This is a genomic window from Bradyrhizobium sp. STM 3561 (assembly GCF_045571455.1).
Classification (GTDB): domain Bacteria; phylum Pseudomonadota; class Alphaproteobacteria; order Rhizobiales; family Xanthobacteraceae; genus Bradyrhizobium; species Bradyrhizobium vignae.
Genome location: NZ_CP120695.1, coordinates 6,658,298 through 6,674,377 on the forward strand (window position 1 = coordinate 6,658,298; position 16,080 = coordinate 6,674,377).

General features: G+C 65.8%; 14 protein-coding genes and 1 tRNA gene. 5 read left to right on the forward strand and 10 right to left on the reverse strand.

All coding sequences use genetic code 11. The annotated features are described in order from the left end of the window. Positions 1-89 precede the first annotated feature (89 nt). The 4 genes from P6U28_RS31590 to P6U28_RS31605 all read right to left on the reverse strand — a co-directional run bounded on the left by P6U28_RS31590 (position 90) and on the right by P6U28_RS31605 (position 5,063). Positions 90-578, reverse strand: coding sequence for a TerB family tellurite resistance protein (locus P6U28_RS31590; protein ID WP_129144315.1), 489 nt, complete (start codon positions 576-578; stop codon positions 90-92). A 245-nt stretch (positions 579-823) separates the two neighbouring features. Next, positions 824-2,233 carry an adenylate/guanylate cyclase domain-containing protein gene (locus P6U28_RS31595; protein WP_129144316.1) on the reverse strand — a complete coding sequence of 470 codons (1,410 nt, stop codon included), beginning with the start codon at positions 2,231-2,233 and terminating at the stop codon, positions 824-826. Between the two features lie 51 nt (positions 2,234-2,284). Continuing rightward, on the reverse strand, positions 2,285-3,655 hold the full coding sequence (locus tag P6U28_RS31600; RefSeq protein WP_407120436.1) for a cytochrome P450: 1,371 nt from the start codon (positions 3,653-3,655) through the stop codon (positions 2,285-2,287). Positions 3,656-3,689: 34 nt separating this feature from the next. After that, positions 3,690-5,063, reverse strand: coding sequence for a hydrolase (locus P6U28_RS31605; RefSeq protein WP_407120437.1), 1,374 nt, complete (start codon positions 5,061-5,063; stop codon positions 3,690-3,692). Positions 5,064-5,200: 137 nt separating this feature from the next. On the opposite strand from P6U28_RS31605, the gene P6U28_RS31610 reads away from it, so the two are divergent. Continuing rightward, positions 5,201-6,889, forward strand: a complete 1,689-nt coding sequence (locus tag P6U28_RS31610; protein WP_407120438.1) for an MFS transporter — start codon at positions 5,201-5,203, stop codon at positions 6,887-6,889. Positions 6,890-6,980: 91 nt separating this feature from the next. Here the strand turns inward: P6U28_RS31610 and P6U28_RS31615 are convergent, their stop codons facing one another. Next, positions 6,981-7,196 (reverse strand): cysteine rich repeat-containing protein, encoded by a 216-nt coding sequence (locus P6U28_RS31615; RefSeq protein WP_122400320.1) that lies wholly within the window; start codon positions 7,194-7,196, stop codon positions 6,981-6,983. A 166-nt stretch (positions 7,197-7,362) separates the two neighbouring features. Then, positions 7,363-7,656, reverse strand: coding sequence for a hypothetical protein (locus P6U28_RS31620; protein WP_407120439.1), 294 nt, complete (start codon positions 7,654-7,656; stop codon positions 7,363-7,365). A gap of 253 nt (positions 7,657-7,909) precedes the next feature. On the opposite strand from P6U28_RS31620, the gene P6U28_RS31625 reads away from it, so the two are divergent. After that, positions 7,910-8,959, forward strand: a complete 1,050-nt coding sequence (locus P6U28_RS31625; RefSeq protein WP_407120440.1) for a polysaccharide deacetylase family protein — start codon at positions 7,910-7,912, stop codon at positions 8,957-8,959. A 304-nt stretch (positions 8,960-9,263) separates the two neighbouring features. Here the strand turns inward: P6U28_RS31625 and P6U28_RS31630 are convergent. The 4 genes from P6U28_RS31630 to P6U28_RS31645 form a co-directional block, all read right to left on the reverse strand. Continuing rightward, a tRNA-Thr gene (locus P6U28_RS31630) sits at positions 9,264-9,339 on the reverse strand. Between the two features lie 97 nt (positions 9,340-9,436). Beyond that, on the reverse strand, positions 9,437-11,224 hold the full coding sequence (locus tag P6U28_RS31635; protein ID WP_407120441.1) for a heme biosynthesis protein HemY: 1,788 nt from the start codon (positions 11,222-11,224) through the stop codon (positions 9,437-9,439). A gap of 36 nt (positions 11,225-11,260) precedes the next feature. Continuing rightward, the gene (locus P6U28_RS31640; protein ID WP_407120442.1) at positions 11,261-12,505 is read right to left on the reverse strand and encodes a COG4223 family protein; all 1,245 of its coding nucleotides are present in this window, start codon (positions 12,503-12,505) and stop codon (positions 11,261-11,263) included. Positions 12,506-12,568: 63 nt separating this feature from the next. Continuing rightward, entirely contained in the window at positions 12,569-13,315 is a 747-nt protein-coding gene (locus P6U28_RS31645; RefSeq protein WP_407120443.1) for a uroporphyrinogen-III synthase, read from the reverse strand. 151 nt (positions 13,316-13,466) lie between these two features. Here P6U28_RS31645 and tsaD point away from each other — a divergent pair, with 151 nt between their 5' ends. The 3 genes from tsaD to P6U28_RS31660 all read left to right on the forward strand — a co-directional run bounded on the left by tsaD (position 13,467) and on the right by P6U28_RS31660 (position 16,052). After that, the gene (gene tsaD, locus P6U28_RS31650; protein ID WP_407120444.1) at positions 13,467-14,540 is read left to right on the forward strand and encodes a tRNA (adenosine(37)-N6)-threonylcarbamoyltransferase complex transferase subunit TsaD; all 1,074 of its coding nucleotides are present in this window, start codon (positions 13,467-13,469) and stop codon (positions 14,538-14,540) included. 2 nt (positions 14,541-14,542) lie between these two features. Beyond that, positions 14,543-15,523 carry an NAD(P)H-dependent glycerol-3-phosphate dehydrogenase gene (locus P6U28_RS31655; protein ID WP_407120445.1) on the forward strand — a complete coding sequence of 327 codons (981 nt, stop codon included), beginning with the start codon at positions 14,543-14,545 and terminating at the stop codon, positions 15,521-15,523. 115 nt (positions 15,524-15,638) lie between these two features. After that, the gene (locus tag P6U28_RS31660) at positions 15,639-16,052 is read left to right on the forward strand and encodes an EVE domain-containing protein (protein ID WP_122400312.1); all 414 of its coding nucleotides are present in this window, start codon (positions 15,639-15,641) and stop codon (positions 16,050-16,052) included. The last annotated feature ends 28 nt before the right edge of the window (positions 16,053-16,080 follow it).

The following is a 16,080-nucleotide window of genomic DNA, read 5'->3' on the forward strand; positions in this document are numbered from 1 at the left end:
GATTTACAGGCGAATTCGGCGCGGGCGGCGAATAAATTAAAGTTTCGTCATGTATGCGCGCACGCCGCGCTTCGTCGAGTCCAGCGCCGTCAGCCGCCGACGGCACCGTCCTTGATTTGGCCGCCGACACGCTCTGCGACTGCGTGCTTCAGCTCGATCCGGTCGCGCTGGGAAATCCCGAGCAGGTCGGAAGCACGCCAGACGACATTGTCCTCGAATTCGCTGACCTGGCCGTCGGCATAGACCAGCTCCCACATCATCTGCACGATGCGCTTGCGGCCCTCTTCGTCCAGCGAGCGCATGATGACGCTGGTGAAGTGATAGAGGTCCACCGCCTCGCCCTCGACCTCCGTCGCATCGGCGATCAGGCGATCCGCGGTGCCGCGATCGAGGCCGAAATGGCTTTCGATCAGGCTGTGCAGCTTGCGCTTCTCGGCTGCACTCGGCTGACCGTCCAGCGAGACCACATGGACCAGCAGGGCGGTCGCCGCCAGCCGATAATCGCTGTCGCCGAATGCGCGGTCCTGAGCTTGGGGACCGACAATGTCGGCGATGAACTGGCGCAAGCCGTCGAGCATGAGGTCCTACCGAGATCAATGACGCCGCGAGGGGTGCGGCCGATACCAGCATTATATGAGCGGGAAACTCAACCGGCGCAACGTGCGTCAGTTCCGCGCGCTGCATTACGTTTCAGCAATCCGGAGCGCGGCTCGCGGTCATGTCCAGGCTTGTCCGGACATGACGACGGTGGCTGGGATACGCACCTGCCTCGACACCGTCATTACTTGTGCATGAATGACGGCGCTGCGGCCGCCGCACTCCCTCACGGTATCTCGTACACCACCATCTTGTCGGCGATGCCGCGGAGCGCGGCCTGCTTCTGGATCGGCTTGATCGCGCGCCGCTCCAGCAGCTCGGCGACCGCCGGCGCATCCGCCACCGGCCCGGTGATGTGGATCTCCTGCGCGGTCGACAGGCTCTGCACGCGAGCCGCGATGTTGACCGTCTGGCCGAAATAATCCTGGCGCTCGTTGAGCGTCACCGCGAGGCAGGGACCTTCATGGATGCCGATCTTGAGAATGAGATCGTTGGCGCCGCGCTGCCTGTTCAATTCGTCCATGGCTGCGCGCATGCGCAGTCCGGCGGTGATGGCGTGCTCAGGTCTGACGAAGGTCGCCATGACGGCATCACCGATCGTCTTCACAACTGCACCCTTCTCGGCAGCGATGATCTCCAGGAGCGCACGAAAATGCGCGCGCACAAGATCGAAAGCACTGAGGTCGCCGACGCGCTCGTACAGGGCCGTCGATCCCTTCAGGTCGGTGAACAGGAAGGTCAACGATGTGATCTTCAATCGCTGGTCAACGTTGAGATTGTCGGCCTTGAAAACATCGCGGAACGTCTGATTGGACAGCATCCGCTTGGCGGTCAGAATTGGCTTGCGCTTGCCGATCATCTCATGCAGCGCGTCGGCAGCAATCCAGACCGAGGGCAACACGCGACCGCCCGATTGATTCTCGAGCGTAAGGCGCAACGGCCCGGGGCGCATCACCGTGGTCCCCGTAGGCGCCTCCAGCCTGTTGAACATGATCGAAAGCTGCTGGCGTTCGCTCGTCGGCTCACCCCGGACGTCGAGGAAATGCGCCGAATGAGTGACCGGCTCGAACACGATGATGAACTGGCTGGGCAGGGTCAGCGAGAGGATTGCCTTCTCGCCGGCAGGCAATTCGAGTGCCTCGAGCGTCACCTCGTTGATCAGGCGCGCAAAGGTTTCATCGTTGATGTCGACGCCTGAACTCCAGAACATCTGCCGGACATATTCCCAGATCGGCAGCGTGTCGGGATCATGAGCACCGATGCGGCGAACCCGCGGACTGACGGTGAAGGCCACCTCGACCATCTCATCGACAGATGCCTCGTATCCGGCTGCACAGAGCGCGCAGTTGTAGTCTTCGTGCTTCAACGATTTCAGCGTTGCGTGTGCGCCCAGGACCCCTCCGCAGCCAGGACACAGCACGTTCCAGCTCATGTCGAACAGGCCAAGCCGCGAGGCATGCAGGAATCCGGAAATGACCTTCTCCTGGTCGAGCCCGGTGCGATCGGCAAAATCCAGCACATTGATGCGGTTAAGGTCGCGATCTTGACCCTGGGCGATCAGCTGCGCGATCGCATCGACAACCTTCGGATCGGCGGTCTGCTTCAGAACGGAAAACTGGGCCTGGATGTCGCTCATGGCAGGGGCTCTATCTAGGATGAATCACGCCGTCGGCCGGACGAGCGCCTGTCACCGACGCGTGATGCGGAACATGGGCGAATGGTCCGGCTGGGTGGTGACGACGCCTTGCGGAATCACGGGAACAGCCTGATCGGCGAGCTCGACGCGGAAGGCGCCGATCAACCGGGCCAGGGCCAGCACGGATTCGGCTTGCGCGAACGGCGCGCCGATGCAGACGCGCGGACCTGCGCCGAACGGCAGATAGGCGAAGCGGTCCGGCGCCTCTTTCGACATGAAGCGCTTTGGAATGAACGCGTTCGGCTGATCCCACAGCTTCTCGTGCCGATGCAGCAACCAGGGCGCGATCATGATGATGTCGCCCTTGCCGATCTCGACGCCCGCGGCATTGTCCCTCTCGCGCGCGGCTCGCGCGACCAGGAAGGCGGGCGGATAGAGCCGCATGGTCTCGTCGATCACGGCGCGGGTGAATTTCTGGCGATCGATGTCGGCGATACTGTCGAGATGCTCGCCGCTTGTCTCGGACGCGAGCTCTTCCTGCGTCTCCGGATCGAGCGCGAGCAGATAGAGCGCCCAGAACAGCGCCGTCGCCGTGGTCTCGTGACCCGCCAGGATCATGGTCGCGACCTCGTCGACGAGCTGCTCGTCCGAGAAGCCCTTGCCCGTTTCGGGATCGCGCGCCTCGTCCATGAGATCGAACAGGTCGCGCGGCGGCGCGCCATCCTTCTTGCCGGCCGCGCGACGTTCGGCGATCAGCATGGCAACGAACTCGGTCCAGCGCTTGCGGAAACGGGCGCGCGCAAGATCCATCGGGCTCGGCCAGGAAACCGGCAGTACCATGTCGAGGAAATAGGGACGTCCCAACCGCGCGGCATATTCCATGATGAAGTTGCGCAGGGTCGCGCCGTGCCGGTCCATGCCGAACGAGAACATCGTGCGCCCGGCGATCTCGAGGGTCATGCGCTGCATGACCTCGCGCAGGTCGACGTCTTCGCCCGCGCGCTCATCGAGCTTTGCGATGGTCTCGTCGAGCACCGCCGTCATGTGCGGGACGAGATTTGCGGTGGCGCGCGGGGTGAAGGCTGGCGCGAGGGTGCGGCGCTGAAAGGTCCAGGAATGACCTTCCGCGATCAGGAGGCCGTCGCCGAGCACGGGGCGCAGCATGCGGATGCCTGCCGGCGTGCGCGTGTAATTCTCGTAATTGCTGAGCAGGACGTGCCGGATCGCATCCGGCTGGTTCAGGATAAAACTGTTGCGGAAGAAGAAGCGGCCCGGGATGACGTCTTCCTCATAGGCGCGCTGCCCCCAGGTCGCGATCATGTTCTGCCGGATCACCGCGAGACGGCCGAAGAACGACATGTCGTCGGGCGCACGCGGGGGAGCGGGAGGGATGATGGGCCGACGCACGCTGGCGATATTCATGGCTCTCTCCCGCGGATGTGACGCAGGCTAATAGCTAGTAAGTCAGCTCGGCAATCGCAATCCGGTTCTCGGCGGCAGGCCAGGTGCGGGCCACGATCCGCTCTTCGCCGAATTGAGCCACGATGTTACGTCCGACCTCGCTGCCCGGAAGCCGCAGTGTTGCTGTCGCATCCGTGGGCACGCCCGGCTTGACGTCGGCCGGCTCCCTGCCGTCGAACAGCACCACGTCCCGCGGCAGTCCGAAATAGCCGCGCGGACGCGACATGATCACGACCGCGCCGGCATCCTTGTCGGCCGGTCCGATCGGGCGCGCGGGCCGGAGGTGCACGACGTCGGACGAGCGCGGGAAGGGCGAGCGGTAGATTTGCGTGATCGGCGCATCCGGCGCCGCCAGCACGAATTCGAGCGACCAGGACGGCTCGACCTGCGCCGGCCCCCAGCGGCCGTCAGCGCCGGTCTTCGTGCTGTGCACGGCACTGCCCATGCGCTCGCCGGTTTCGGGATCGACACGGAAGATATCGACGGTTGCACCCGCCACCGGGCGATTGGTCGATACGCCGCCGGGCGTGCCCGTGACCAGGCCGCTCAGCCTCACATTCGTCTCCGGCACAATCGCGATGCGCGCGGGCTCACGCCCGGCGATGAACTTGTAGATCTCCCGGAACGCGCGCGGGTGGAACGCGACCTCGCGATGGTCGAGCGCGCCGAGCACGAGGTTGGTGGCGCCCCTCAGCTCGGGCCCCTCGGCGTTGACATTGGTCGGTGTGCCAGGCTTGCCGATGAAGCGGCCGTCGGGTTGCGCATATTTGTCCAGACCGTCGCTGCGCAACGTGAGGAAGGCAACCCCCGGCGTCACCTCGCTCTCGCCTTCGTTCAGGCTGCGCAGGAACGTGCCGCGGCCGTTGAACTCGTTGTTCGGCTGGTCGTCGGTCGCGAACACGCCGTGATTGGGCGTGCCGCACAGCACGGCGTGGCTGACATCGCCGGCACCGCCATTCTTGATGACGTTGCGAATGGCATAGCCGCCGCGCGAGCTGCCGACCAGCGCCACGCGCGCCGCACCGGTCCGGCGCTTCAGCTCGGCGATGGCAGCGGCCAGCTCGCGGCGCTGGTCCTCGGTCGAGGAACGCCCCGCCTGCTCGAGCTTGTCGTCGCTGCGCGCCAGGGGATCGGTGAAATTGATCGCCATCATGCGCTCGCGCGCGACGCCATTGGATTCCATCCGCCAGAGCGTCGTCATCCAGAGCGCGTCATAGTCCCCATTGCCGTGAACGAACAGGATCGGCGGCACGTCCGTGTTCGGCGCGGCCGCCGGCGCGGTCTGCGCGATCGCAGCCGTCCGCAAGCTCGCAACTGCGAAAGGCAAGCTGCCAACGCCCTGCAAAATCGTCCGTCGTGACAGCTTCATCTGTTCCTCCCCGGCAAACCGCCTCTTTGCACCGCTTATAGCGGCCTAAACACTGGACAGCGAAGGACTTTCGCGGGCATCACTGAATTTGCCGGAATCGCCTGGGACCATTTCTGCAAGACCGTTTGGAAGGGGATATGACCGAGCAGACGAACCGCCAGAAAAGTGGCGCCGACGGCATTGCCGCACCCCTGCGGTACACCGTGTTTCGGCGGATCTGGCTCGCCAGCCTGCTCTCCAATCTTGGCCTCCTGATCCAGGGCGTGGGCGCGGCCTGGGCGATGACGCAGATGGCGGCCTCGGCAGACAAGGTGGCCCTGGTGCAAACCGCCCTGATGCTGCCGATCATGCTGATCTCGATGCCGGCTGGCGCCATCGCCGACATGTATGACCGCCGCATCGTCAGCGTGATTTCACTGTCGATCGCGCTGATCGGCGCAACGGCCCTGACGATCTTGGCCGGCCTCAAGCTCATCACCCCGGAAACGCTGCTCGCCTTCTGCTTCGTCGTCGGCAGCGGCAACGCGCTGTTCGGCCCGGCCTGGCAATCCTCGGTCAGCGAGCAGGTGCCGCCCGATGCACTGCCTTCGGCAGTCGCGCTGAACGGTATCAGCTACAACATCGCGCGCAGCTTCGGTCCGGCGGTCGGCGGCGTCATCGTCGCTGCGCTCGGCGCGGTCGCCGCGTTCGCTTGCAATGCGATCCTCTATCTGCCGCTTCTGGTGGTGCTGCTGCTCTGGCGCCGCAGCACCGAGCCTTCGCGCCTGCCGCGGGAAAAGCTCAACCGCGCCATGGTCTCGGGCGTGCGCTACATCACCAATTCGCCGCCGATCAAGATCGTGCTGTTGCGCACGCTGGTGATGGGCCTGATCGGCGGCGCGGTGATGGCGCTGATGCCGCTGGTCGCGCGTGACCTGCTGCGTGGCGGCGCGCAGACCTACGGCATCATGCTGGGTGCCTTCGGCATGGGCGCGGTGATCGGCGCGCTCAACATCCACGAATTGCGCAAGCGCATGAGCGGCGAGGCCGCGATCCGCGCCTGCACCATCTCGATGGCTTTCGCGATGGCCGCCCTGGCCCTGAGCACGGAGCCGGTGCTGACGGCGACCGCGCTGGTCTTGGCCGGCGCGGTCTGGATGGCTGCGATCGCGCTGTTCAACATCGGCGTGCAGCTCTCGGCGCCGCGCTGGGTCGCGGGCCGCTCGCTGGCGGCGTTCCAGGCGTCGATTTCCGGTGGCATCGCCATCGGCGCCTGGGGCTGGGGCCATCTCACCGACTATGCCGGCGTCGAGATCGCATTGCTGACGGCGGCAGGCCTGATGCTGATCTCGCCGCTGCTCGGCATTCGGCTGGCGATGCCGCGCGTCGGCGCGCGCAACGAGGATGCAGAGGTGCTGGCCGATCCCGAGGTGAAGCTGTCGCTGACCGGGCGTAGCGGGCCGCTGGTGGTCGAGATCGAATACCGCGTCGCGCAAGAGAACGCGCGCGCGTTCCACAACGTGATGCAGGACGTGCAGCTCTCCCGCCAGCGCAACGGCGCCTATGGCTGGTCGATCGCCCGCGACATCGCCGATCCCGAACTGTGGACCGAGCGCTATCATTGCCCGACCTGGTTCGATTACCTGCGCCAGCGCAACCGCTCGACCCAGTCCGAACGCGCGCTGCATCAGCAGGCGATCGATTTCCACATCGGTCCCGAGCCGGTTCGGATCCGCCGCATGCTGGAGCGCCCATTCGGTTCGGTGCGCTGGAAGGACGAGACGCCGGACCGGGCGAATAGCGAGGTGCTACCGGTAGTCGCGACCGCGGCAGGGAGCGGCACGTAGCTTCTTTCGGCCCGTAGCCCGCATGAGCGAAGCGACATGCGGGGCCAAGCGTTCCCGGATTTCGCTGCGCTCATCCGTGCTACAGAAATCGTTACTGCCCGTGTTCCGTCAGCACCTTGTCACAGGCCTTGCTCAGGCGCGTGCGGTTCTGCTTCAGGCAGGCGAGCACGGCGCCATCACCATTGTTCATCACGGCGCGGCAGAAGCGCGAGACGTCGCGCGCGCAGGCATCGTGGCCGGGCTGCTGTTGTGCGGATGCAGCCGATGCGCACAGCAGAAAAGGGATGATGAAAAGAAATCTGGCCATCGCGTAATGCCTCGTAGCGCAAAAGAATGTGCGGGCGAAGCTAGTGCGACGATACCGGGGCTGCAACGGCTTTGTTGACTGGCTGCAAGGCGCCGCCGCATGGCCCCGGCTTCATGCCGGGACACATCGCAAGGGGAGCTGACCAGCGCAATGATCGCCGCGTTGCTTACTGCTTGTCCTGGGCGTCAGCGATCTTGCGCGAGGCGCCCTTGGCGAGATCCTTGTCCATCACCGCGCGGCAGCCGGCGCTTAAGTCAGAGCGGTGCTTGACCATGCAGGCCGTGATCTTCGGGATGTTGGGGATCTCCGCCGAGCAGAGGCGGAAGGCATCGCCAGTGCACATCTGCTGCGCCTCGGCCGAGAACGCGAAGCTCGAGTTCGTCGAGATGATCGAGACGATGGCGGCAAAGCCCAAGGCTAGGCTGGCGTCACGGATCTTGCTGGTAAACGACTTGGTCATTTGAAGCTCCCATTGGCACCGCCACAAGCGGCCCCGTTATCGATGGGAGCTACGATGATCCGGGAAATCCGTTTCCACTGTGATGACGCTCACGGGAGGCCGATCCTCTGTGATCCCGGTCACTTTGGCGCACCCCGCTGAAATTCCTCCACGACCGCCGTCGCGTTGGTGTCACGTTAACTCTTACTTCGCATTAATGGCTTGTCGCGCGGGAAATTCCGCCGGTTTGGTTGCGTAATTGGAAAGAGTAGCGATGCGTAATGCGTTGGGCCTGATGCTGGCCAGTGTAGTTGCGGCGGTCGTGATCGCCGCCGGCGGTTGGTTTTATTATTCCGCGCGCGCCGACCAGGGCGCTCCCAAGACGATTGCCGCCCGTACCGCCGACCCGTTGCCGGCACAGGCGAAGCTCGCCGCCAAGGACGACGTCGAGACCACCGCGGCGATCGCGGCCAAGCCGGCCGCAGCGGCTCCGGCACCCGCGCCGGTCATGCCGATGCAGCCGAAACAGGCCTGCGCCAATCCGAACGCGTTGGGCGTGTCCCGCGTGGTCGAGATCGACACGACAGGCGGTCCGGGCTTCGGCTTCGAGCATTTCAAGCAGTTCGACTTCCTCACCGAGAAGGAGGTCGTGCTGACCTTCGACGACGGCCCGTGGCCGGTCAACACGCCCGCCGTGCTGAAGGCGCTCGCGGACGAATGCACCAAGGGCCTGTTCTTCTCGGTCGGCAAGCACGCGACCTACCATCCGGAAATCCTGCGCCAGGTACTGGCCCAGGGCCACACGGTCGGCACGCACACCTGGTCGCATGTCAACCTGAACAGCAAGAAGATGACCGAGCAACAAGTCAAGGACGAGGTCGAGAAGGGTTTTAGCGCGGTGCGCTTCGCGCTCGGCACCAACCCGGCGCCGTTCTTCCGCTTCCCGCAGCTCCAGCACAATCCGGCGATGGTGACCTATTTCGGCACCCGCAACGTCGCGATGTTCTCGACGGACATCGACTCCTTCGATTTCAGGAAGGGTGCCACGCCCGAGAAGATCGTCGAGACCGTGATGACCAGGCTCGACAAGCTCGGCAAGGGCATCATCCTGATGCATGACTTCCAGAAGCACACCGGCGAAGCCATGCCGGCGCTGCTCGCGCGGCTCAAGGCCGGCGGCTACAAGGTCGTGCAGATGAAAGCGAAGACGACGCTTCAGACGCTGCCGGAATATGACGAGGCGCTGATGAAGGAGTTGAAGGTGCCGACCGCAGGCACGACCACGCGCCCGATCGGAAGCGTGGTGCAGACGGTCTCGCAATAGGCGCGACCAAGATGCGCATGGCCGGCCTTCGCCCGGCCATTTGCTTTGGCGAGCGGCTTACCGGTAGATGCCGTGGTCCTGGTCGGCGGGCTTGGTTGTGACCGGCGCTGAGACGGTTCTTTCCGCAGCGGGAGCGATCAGCGTAATGAGCGCAGGAGCCGAAATTGCCGGCGGGGTGAGCAATTTGAAGCGAACTTGGAGCAGATGACTTTGAAACCCCGCGAACCCGATCGGCACGAGGTTGTCACCCATCTCTTAGGTACGTTTCGTTACCCATGTCTCCGGGCCGGACACAGGCAGGCGCTGGTGCCGCAAGAGGGATTCGAACCCCCGACCCCGTCATTACGAATGACGTGCTCTACCGACTGAGCTATTGCGGCGAACCGGCCGGGACCTGCGCGATGCCGGCCCCGATACGCGCTCCTGATATCGGGCATGGCCGGAATTGGCAAGGACAAGCCGGGCTCGAAATACGCCTCACGCGCCCCAGCGGGACCAGAATCCGCGCCAGCCGCCCGCCTGGGCCTTTGCGTCGGCCTTGGGCGTGCCGATTTGTTCCGTAAATTCATCGCTCGGGCCGTCGTCGTCGATTCCGGGATCATCCGGTGCGCGGACGATCGGGATCACGGCCTGGATCGGCGCCGATGCCTGCTTGCCGAGGTCGGCTCGGGTTCGGAACACCGGCGTTGCCGCCGGCGGCGATGATTCGGCGGGCGCCGGAGCCGGATTCGCCGGCTCGGAGGGTGTGACGGTCGGCTCGTCGTCCTTGACTGCTTCGTTGGCAGCTTCCTGTGGAACTTCCTTGGCCGGAGGCGGCGAATTGTCCTGGGCGGCCGGTACCGGCACCGGGGCCATCACCGGCGGTTCCACCGGAGCTGCGCCAGGAGCGGCGGTGACCCGCTTCGGCGGCGGGGCCGCCAGCATGGCTTCCTCGAAGGGCGAGGATTCGATCGTGGCGCCCTTGTCCGAGGGCAGGCTCGCGACCGGTGTCTGCCACTGGAACGCATCGAGGCGGCCGGTGACCGGCGAGACCGGCCGCCAGCGGTCGCTGACATAGCCGTCCGCGGTCCAGGCGGGGTCGAGGCGAGCGCGTACTGCGCGCAGGGTCCAGGCGCGGACACGGCCGCCATCGCCATGCTCGGCGCGCTCGATCTCCGCCATCAGCAGGGCGACGCGCTGGGTCGGATCGCTGACGTAAGGCGCGAGCACCTCGCGGGCGCGGCCGAACTCGGAGGCATCGATCGCGGCGCGCGCGATCGCGAGCTGGCCCTCGATATGGCCGGGCTTGTCGGCTGGCGTCTTGGCCGCGAGCGTCTCGACCCGCTGCAGGCGCTGCCGCGCGGAATCGCCGAGCTTCACATGCGCGTAGGCATCGGCGAGATCGGGATGCGGATTGGCGAGCCAGGCCGCTTCCACCAGCTTCATGGCACGGCGCACCTGATGCGCCTCGCTCTCGAATCTTGCCGCGAGCACCGCGGCCGGGACCAGCGTCGGCGCGAGCTTGACCGCCTCCATCACGCTCTCGCGCGCCACGTCACGATCCATCGTCTCCAATTCCAGCGCGCGCGCGGTAAGCAGCACGCCGCGCTGCCGCCGATACGTCGGCTTGTCGATCTGGCCCGCGGACAGATTCGAATCGAGGATCGCAAGCGCGCCGCTCCAGTCGCCGCGCGCGCAGCGGAAGCCGAGCACAGCGTGCGAGGCCCAGGTCGCGGACGGCGACAGCTTGATCGCTTCTTCCGCGATCATCACCGCGCCGACCGCATCGTCGGCGCGCTGCGCCTCGATGAACAGGCCGCGCAGGCCGAGCAGCCGCGTGTCCTCGCGCTCGGCCATCGCGCGGAAAACGCGCTGCGCCTCATCGCGATTGCCTTCGAGCTGAGCCGACTGCGCGTGCAGCAGCAGCGCGAGCGGATCGTTCGGCGCATGCCGCCGCGCCGCCTCGGCATGACGGCGGGCGAGCGCGGGATCGCCATGGCCGATCGCGAGCAGGCCGTGGGTGATGGCGTGGCGTCCCCGCGCCTGGCGCTTTTCGTGGCGACGGCGGCGCAGACGCGCCGGCGTGCGCCAGATCATCGTCAGGATGCTCCAGAGCAGCACCACGGCGACGGCAAAGAGCCCAAGCAGGAACACGAACCTGGGAAGCGTCGTCGAGATGCGGAAACCACCCGCGGTCAGGACGAGGTCGCCGGGCTGGTCGGCAACCCAGGCCGCACCGGCCGCCGCCAGTGCGATCAGGACGAGAAACAGGACGATGCGAAGCATGGCGATCCCTATACGCGCCGATTGTTGCGCGAACCTTTACTGAAGAGGCTTGACTGGATCAGACTTGACCGGATCGGATTTCACGAGATCCGCCATGGCATCGTCGGCGAATTTGCGGGACGCGGCGAGCGCGGTGTCGCGGGCATCGATCTTGTCGAGCCAGGCCTGCGCCGGGGCGCGATCAGCCTCGGGCAGCATCTTCAGCTCGCGCCGCGCTTCGACGAAATCGTTGCGGAGCGCAGCCGCGGTCACGCGCGCAGCGATGGCACCGCGATCGTTGCCGACCCCGTCGGTGCGCTCGATGCGAACGAGCTTTGATGCGCCGGCCTGGAGACGCTCGACAATGCCGGCGTCGCTCGACGGAGCTTCCGGCGGCGGCGAAAGCTTCGGCACGATGTTGAGGAGATCGCGGCTCAGCGCGGCCGCCGTTGGAATGCCGGACGATGCAAACGCGTCGAGCGGCTTCAGCATGTCGGGCTTGGCCGCCAGCGAACGCGCCACGGCCAGTTGCGATTGATAGGGATCGCCATGGCGAACGGCGACGTCGAGCAGCGCCGCTGCCACCACATGGCGGAGCGGCTTGTCGTCCACCGTCCTGGCGTCCGCGATCTTCTCGCCCTGCTGCGCAAGCTCGGCGCGCTCCGTCTTGCTGGCGCGCTCGAGCTGAGCGATGCGGTCGAGGACAGCTGCAAGATCAGGCGCAGCCGCAGGCGACGCTACTTTCGCGTCATTCAGGGCATTCGCAGTCTTGTCGAACTGCGCACGCAGATTGGCAATGTCGCTGCGCAGGCTGCTTGCGGATTTCTCCAGCGCGTCGATCCGCGCCGCCATGGCCGGATCGGCTGAGGGCTTGCCAGCCTTGGCCTCGACCGCAGCAACGCGTCCGCTTAGCGCATCGATCGTCGCACTGGTGACCTGCGGCGCGGCCGGCGGCGCCTGCACCGCAGGCCAGCCCAGCATCCAGCCGACCGCGATCACGACCGCCGCTGCGACGGCACCGGAGAACGGCGCAATGACCCAGGGCGAAACCGGCGCTGACACAGGCGCGGACGCCTGCTCCTCTGCAGAGCCGGACTGAGGCTCGGTCTTGATCTCTTCCGATCCGCCTTCTTCGAACCTGGCCTGCGCCTGCGCGGCATGCCCGGGACCCTCGGGCTCGCCCGCGACCTGCTGCGGCTGGGTGGAGACTTCTGTCGCCTCGAGATCGATGGTGGGCGGGGTGCGCTTGGCACGGCCCGCGTCGGGTGCCAATCCAGCGTCTTCAGGCTTGTCATCGGCCATCGTGACGGTTCCTCACACTTCCATACCAGGGTGGACTAGATTGCGTCGGATTCGGCCCGACCTTTACGCCAAACGGGTCCGCAACGCACGCTCCAAGGTGTCGAATAAGGCAGTTTCGTCCGGCGTGGCGGCCACCAGAACCTGTGACGCGCCAGCATCGCGCAGCACGCCCGCAACCGTGTCGGACAGGCAGCAATGCGGAATCGCCAACGCCGAGATTTCGACGCCTTCGTCACGCGCTGCGTCGAGGAAGGCGCGGGCGCTGCGCCGGGAGTAGTGCAGCACCGCCTCGATCCCGTGGGCGGCAAAGCCCTCGCAGACTTCGCGCGGCAGATGCTTGACCGGGGCCATGCGATAGGTGGTCTGCGTGACCACGCGGAAACCCTCGGCAACGAGTTCGCCGCCGAGATCGCGCGACAGATCCGCGCCCGCGAGATACAGCAGCGCGCTCTTTTTCTTCAGCACCTTGTCGCGCGCGCTCTGCATCACCTTCTCGCGCAAGGAAGCAGCACCGCCACCGGAGACGATTACCTCGACAAAACCGGCCTCGCGCGCCGCAGCGGCCGTATGCTCGCCGACCGCAAACAAAGGGAACTCTAGAAGACCGAGGTCCCGCAACTGCGCCGCGGCGGCGCGGATCGCGTTGGCCGAGGTGACGAGAACGGCACCGTAGGGCGCTTCACTCTCGCCACGGAAGGCGACCGGCTCGAACTTGAGCGCCGGCGCGAGCAGCACCAGATGCCCACGCGCGCGCAGATTTACCGCCGTCGTCTCATTGTCGGGATGCGGCCGTGTGACAAGAATGGACATCGCTGGTGTTCCCGAACCACGTGGCGGTGACGCATTGACCTGGACGGCGGCGCGTGACGATTGCGCAATCTGGCCCCGGGATGCTACCGGACGTACCAGAACTCTGCTTTACAGATGAGCGCAAGGGCGCAAATTGGATAACAATTCGCCAATGCTGGTATTGGGCATCGAAACCACCTGCGACGAGACCGCTGCGGCCGTGATCGAGCGGACACCTGACGGCAGCGGCAAGATTCTGTCCAATATCGTGCGGTCGCAGGTCGAAGAGCACGCCCGCTTCGGCGGCGTGGTGCCGGAGATCGCCGCGCGCGCGCATGTCGACCTGCTCGACGGCATCATCGATCGCGCCATGCGGGAGGCCGGCATCGACTATGCCCAGCTCGACGGCGTCGCCGCGGCCGCAGGACCCGGGCTGATCGGCGGCGTCATCGTAGGGCTCACCACAGCGAAGGCGATCGCGATGGTGCACGACACGCCGCTGGTTGCGGTGAATCATCTCGAAGCGCATGCATTGACGCCGCGCCTCACCGACGGCATCGAATTTCCCTATTGCCTCTTCCTCGCCTCCGGCGGCCATACCCAGATCGTCGCAATCACCGGCGTCGGCCAGTATGTGCGGCTCGGCACCACCGTTGACGATGCCATCGGCGAAGCCTTCGACAAAGTCGCGAAGATGCTGGGACTGCCATATCCCGGCGGACCGCAGGTCGAGCGCGCGGCGGCAGGCGGTGACGCCACGCGCTTTGCGTTTCCGCGGCCGATGCAAGGGCGTCCCGATGCGAATTTCTCGCTGTCGGGATTGAAGACGGCAGTGCGCACCGAAGCGAGCCGGCTGGCTGAGCTCACGCCGCAGGACATCAGCGATCTCTGCGCGAGCTTCCAGGCCGCGGTGCTGGATTCGACGGCCGACCGCCTCAGCGTTGGCCTGAAGCTTTTTCGTGAGCAGTTCGGCGCGCCGCGCGCGCTCGTGGCCGCCGGCGGCGTCGCCGCCAATCAGGCGATCCGCGGCGCTCTCGATGACGTCGCGAGGCAGGCGCAGACGCAACTGATCATGCCGCCGCCCGCGCTCTGCACTGACAACGGCGCCATGATTGCCTGGGCCGGAGCCGAACGCCTCGCGCTCGGCCTGACCGACACGATGGACGCGCAGCCGCGCGCACGGTGGTTGCTCGACGCCAATGCGGCGGCGCCTACGGGTTACGGCAACACACGGGCGGGATTCTGACGATGACCGCGTTCCAATCCATCGCGGTGATCGGCGCGGGCGCCTGGGGTACCGCACTGGCGATGGTGGCGGCGCGGGCAGGGCGGAGCGTGACGCTCTGGGCGCGCAACGCGGAGCATGCTACGCGGATTGCATCGACGCGCGATAATCCGCGGCTGCCCGGCGTGCGGCTTGCTCCGGACATTGTCGTCACGAGCGATCCGGCGATCGCCGCGCGCGCCGACATGCTGCTGATCGCAACGCCTGCGCAGCACTTGCGCAGCGCGGTCAACATGTTGGCCTCGCATCTCGCAAACCCCATTCCGGTCGTCGCCTGCGCCAAGGGCATCGAGCACGGCACCCATAAGTTCATGACAGACGTGATCGCCGAGGCCGCGCCGCACGCGCAGCCGGCGATCCTGTCAGGCCCAAGCTTTGCCGACGACGTCGCCCGCGGCCTGCCGACAGCTGTGACCCTGGCGGCAAGCGATGAGGCGTTGGCCAGCAGCCTGGTGCAGGCGCTGGGCTCGCCGACATTCCGCCCCTATCACTCCACGGACATCCGGGGTGTCGAGATCGGCGGCGCCGCCAAGAACGTGCTGGCGATCGCAGTCGGCATTTCCGTCGGGCGCAAGCTCGGCGCCTCGGCCCAGGCGGCGCTGACGACCCGCGGCTTTGCCGAGCTGACGCGTCTTGGCCGCGCGCTCGGCGCGCGCAGCGAGACGCTCACCGGTCTGTCCGGCCTCGGTGATCTGATTCTCTCCTGCTCGAGCCCGCAATCGCGCAACTTCGCGCTCGGACTCGCACTCGGGCGCGGCGAGCAGCCGCCAGCCGGCAAGCTCGCCGAGGGCGAGTTCACGGCCCCTGTGCTGATCGAACTCGCCGCTTCGCAAAACATCGAGTTGCCGGTATCAGAAGCGGTCGCATCGATCCTGAGCGGCCGAAGCACGATCGATGCTGCGATCTCGGGGCTGATGACGCGTCCCTTCAAGGCAGAGGAATGACGTCTTTCTCAACATGGCAGCGCTTGTCGCGGGCATCCACGTCTTGATATTGACGGATAGCAAAGACGTGGATGACCGGGGCAAGCCCGGCCATGACGAATGGACAGGGCGCATTATGAACTACTGGCTGGTGAAATCCGAACCGTCGGTGTGGTCCTGGGAGCAGCAGGTTGCGAAGGGCGCCAAGGGCGAGGCCTGGACCGGCGTGCGCAATTTCACTGCGCGCCAGAACCTCGTGAACATGAAGAAGGGCGACAAGGCGTTCTTTTATCATTCCAACGAGGGCAAGGAGATCGTCGGGATCGCGGAGATCATCAAGGAGGCCTATCCCGACCCGACCGACAAGACCGGCAAATTCGTCTGCGTCGACATCAAGGCCGACAAGCCCTTGAAGACGCCAGTAACGATGGCTGCGATCAAGGCCGAGAAGAAGCTCGCCGATATGGCGCTGGTGAAATATTCGCGCCTCTCGGTGCAACCGGTGACGGCAGAGGAATGGAAACTCGTCTGCAAGATGGGCGGAATCTAGCCGAAGCTGCCGTAGCCCGGATTGCGCT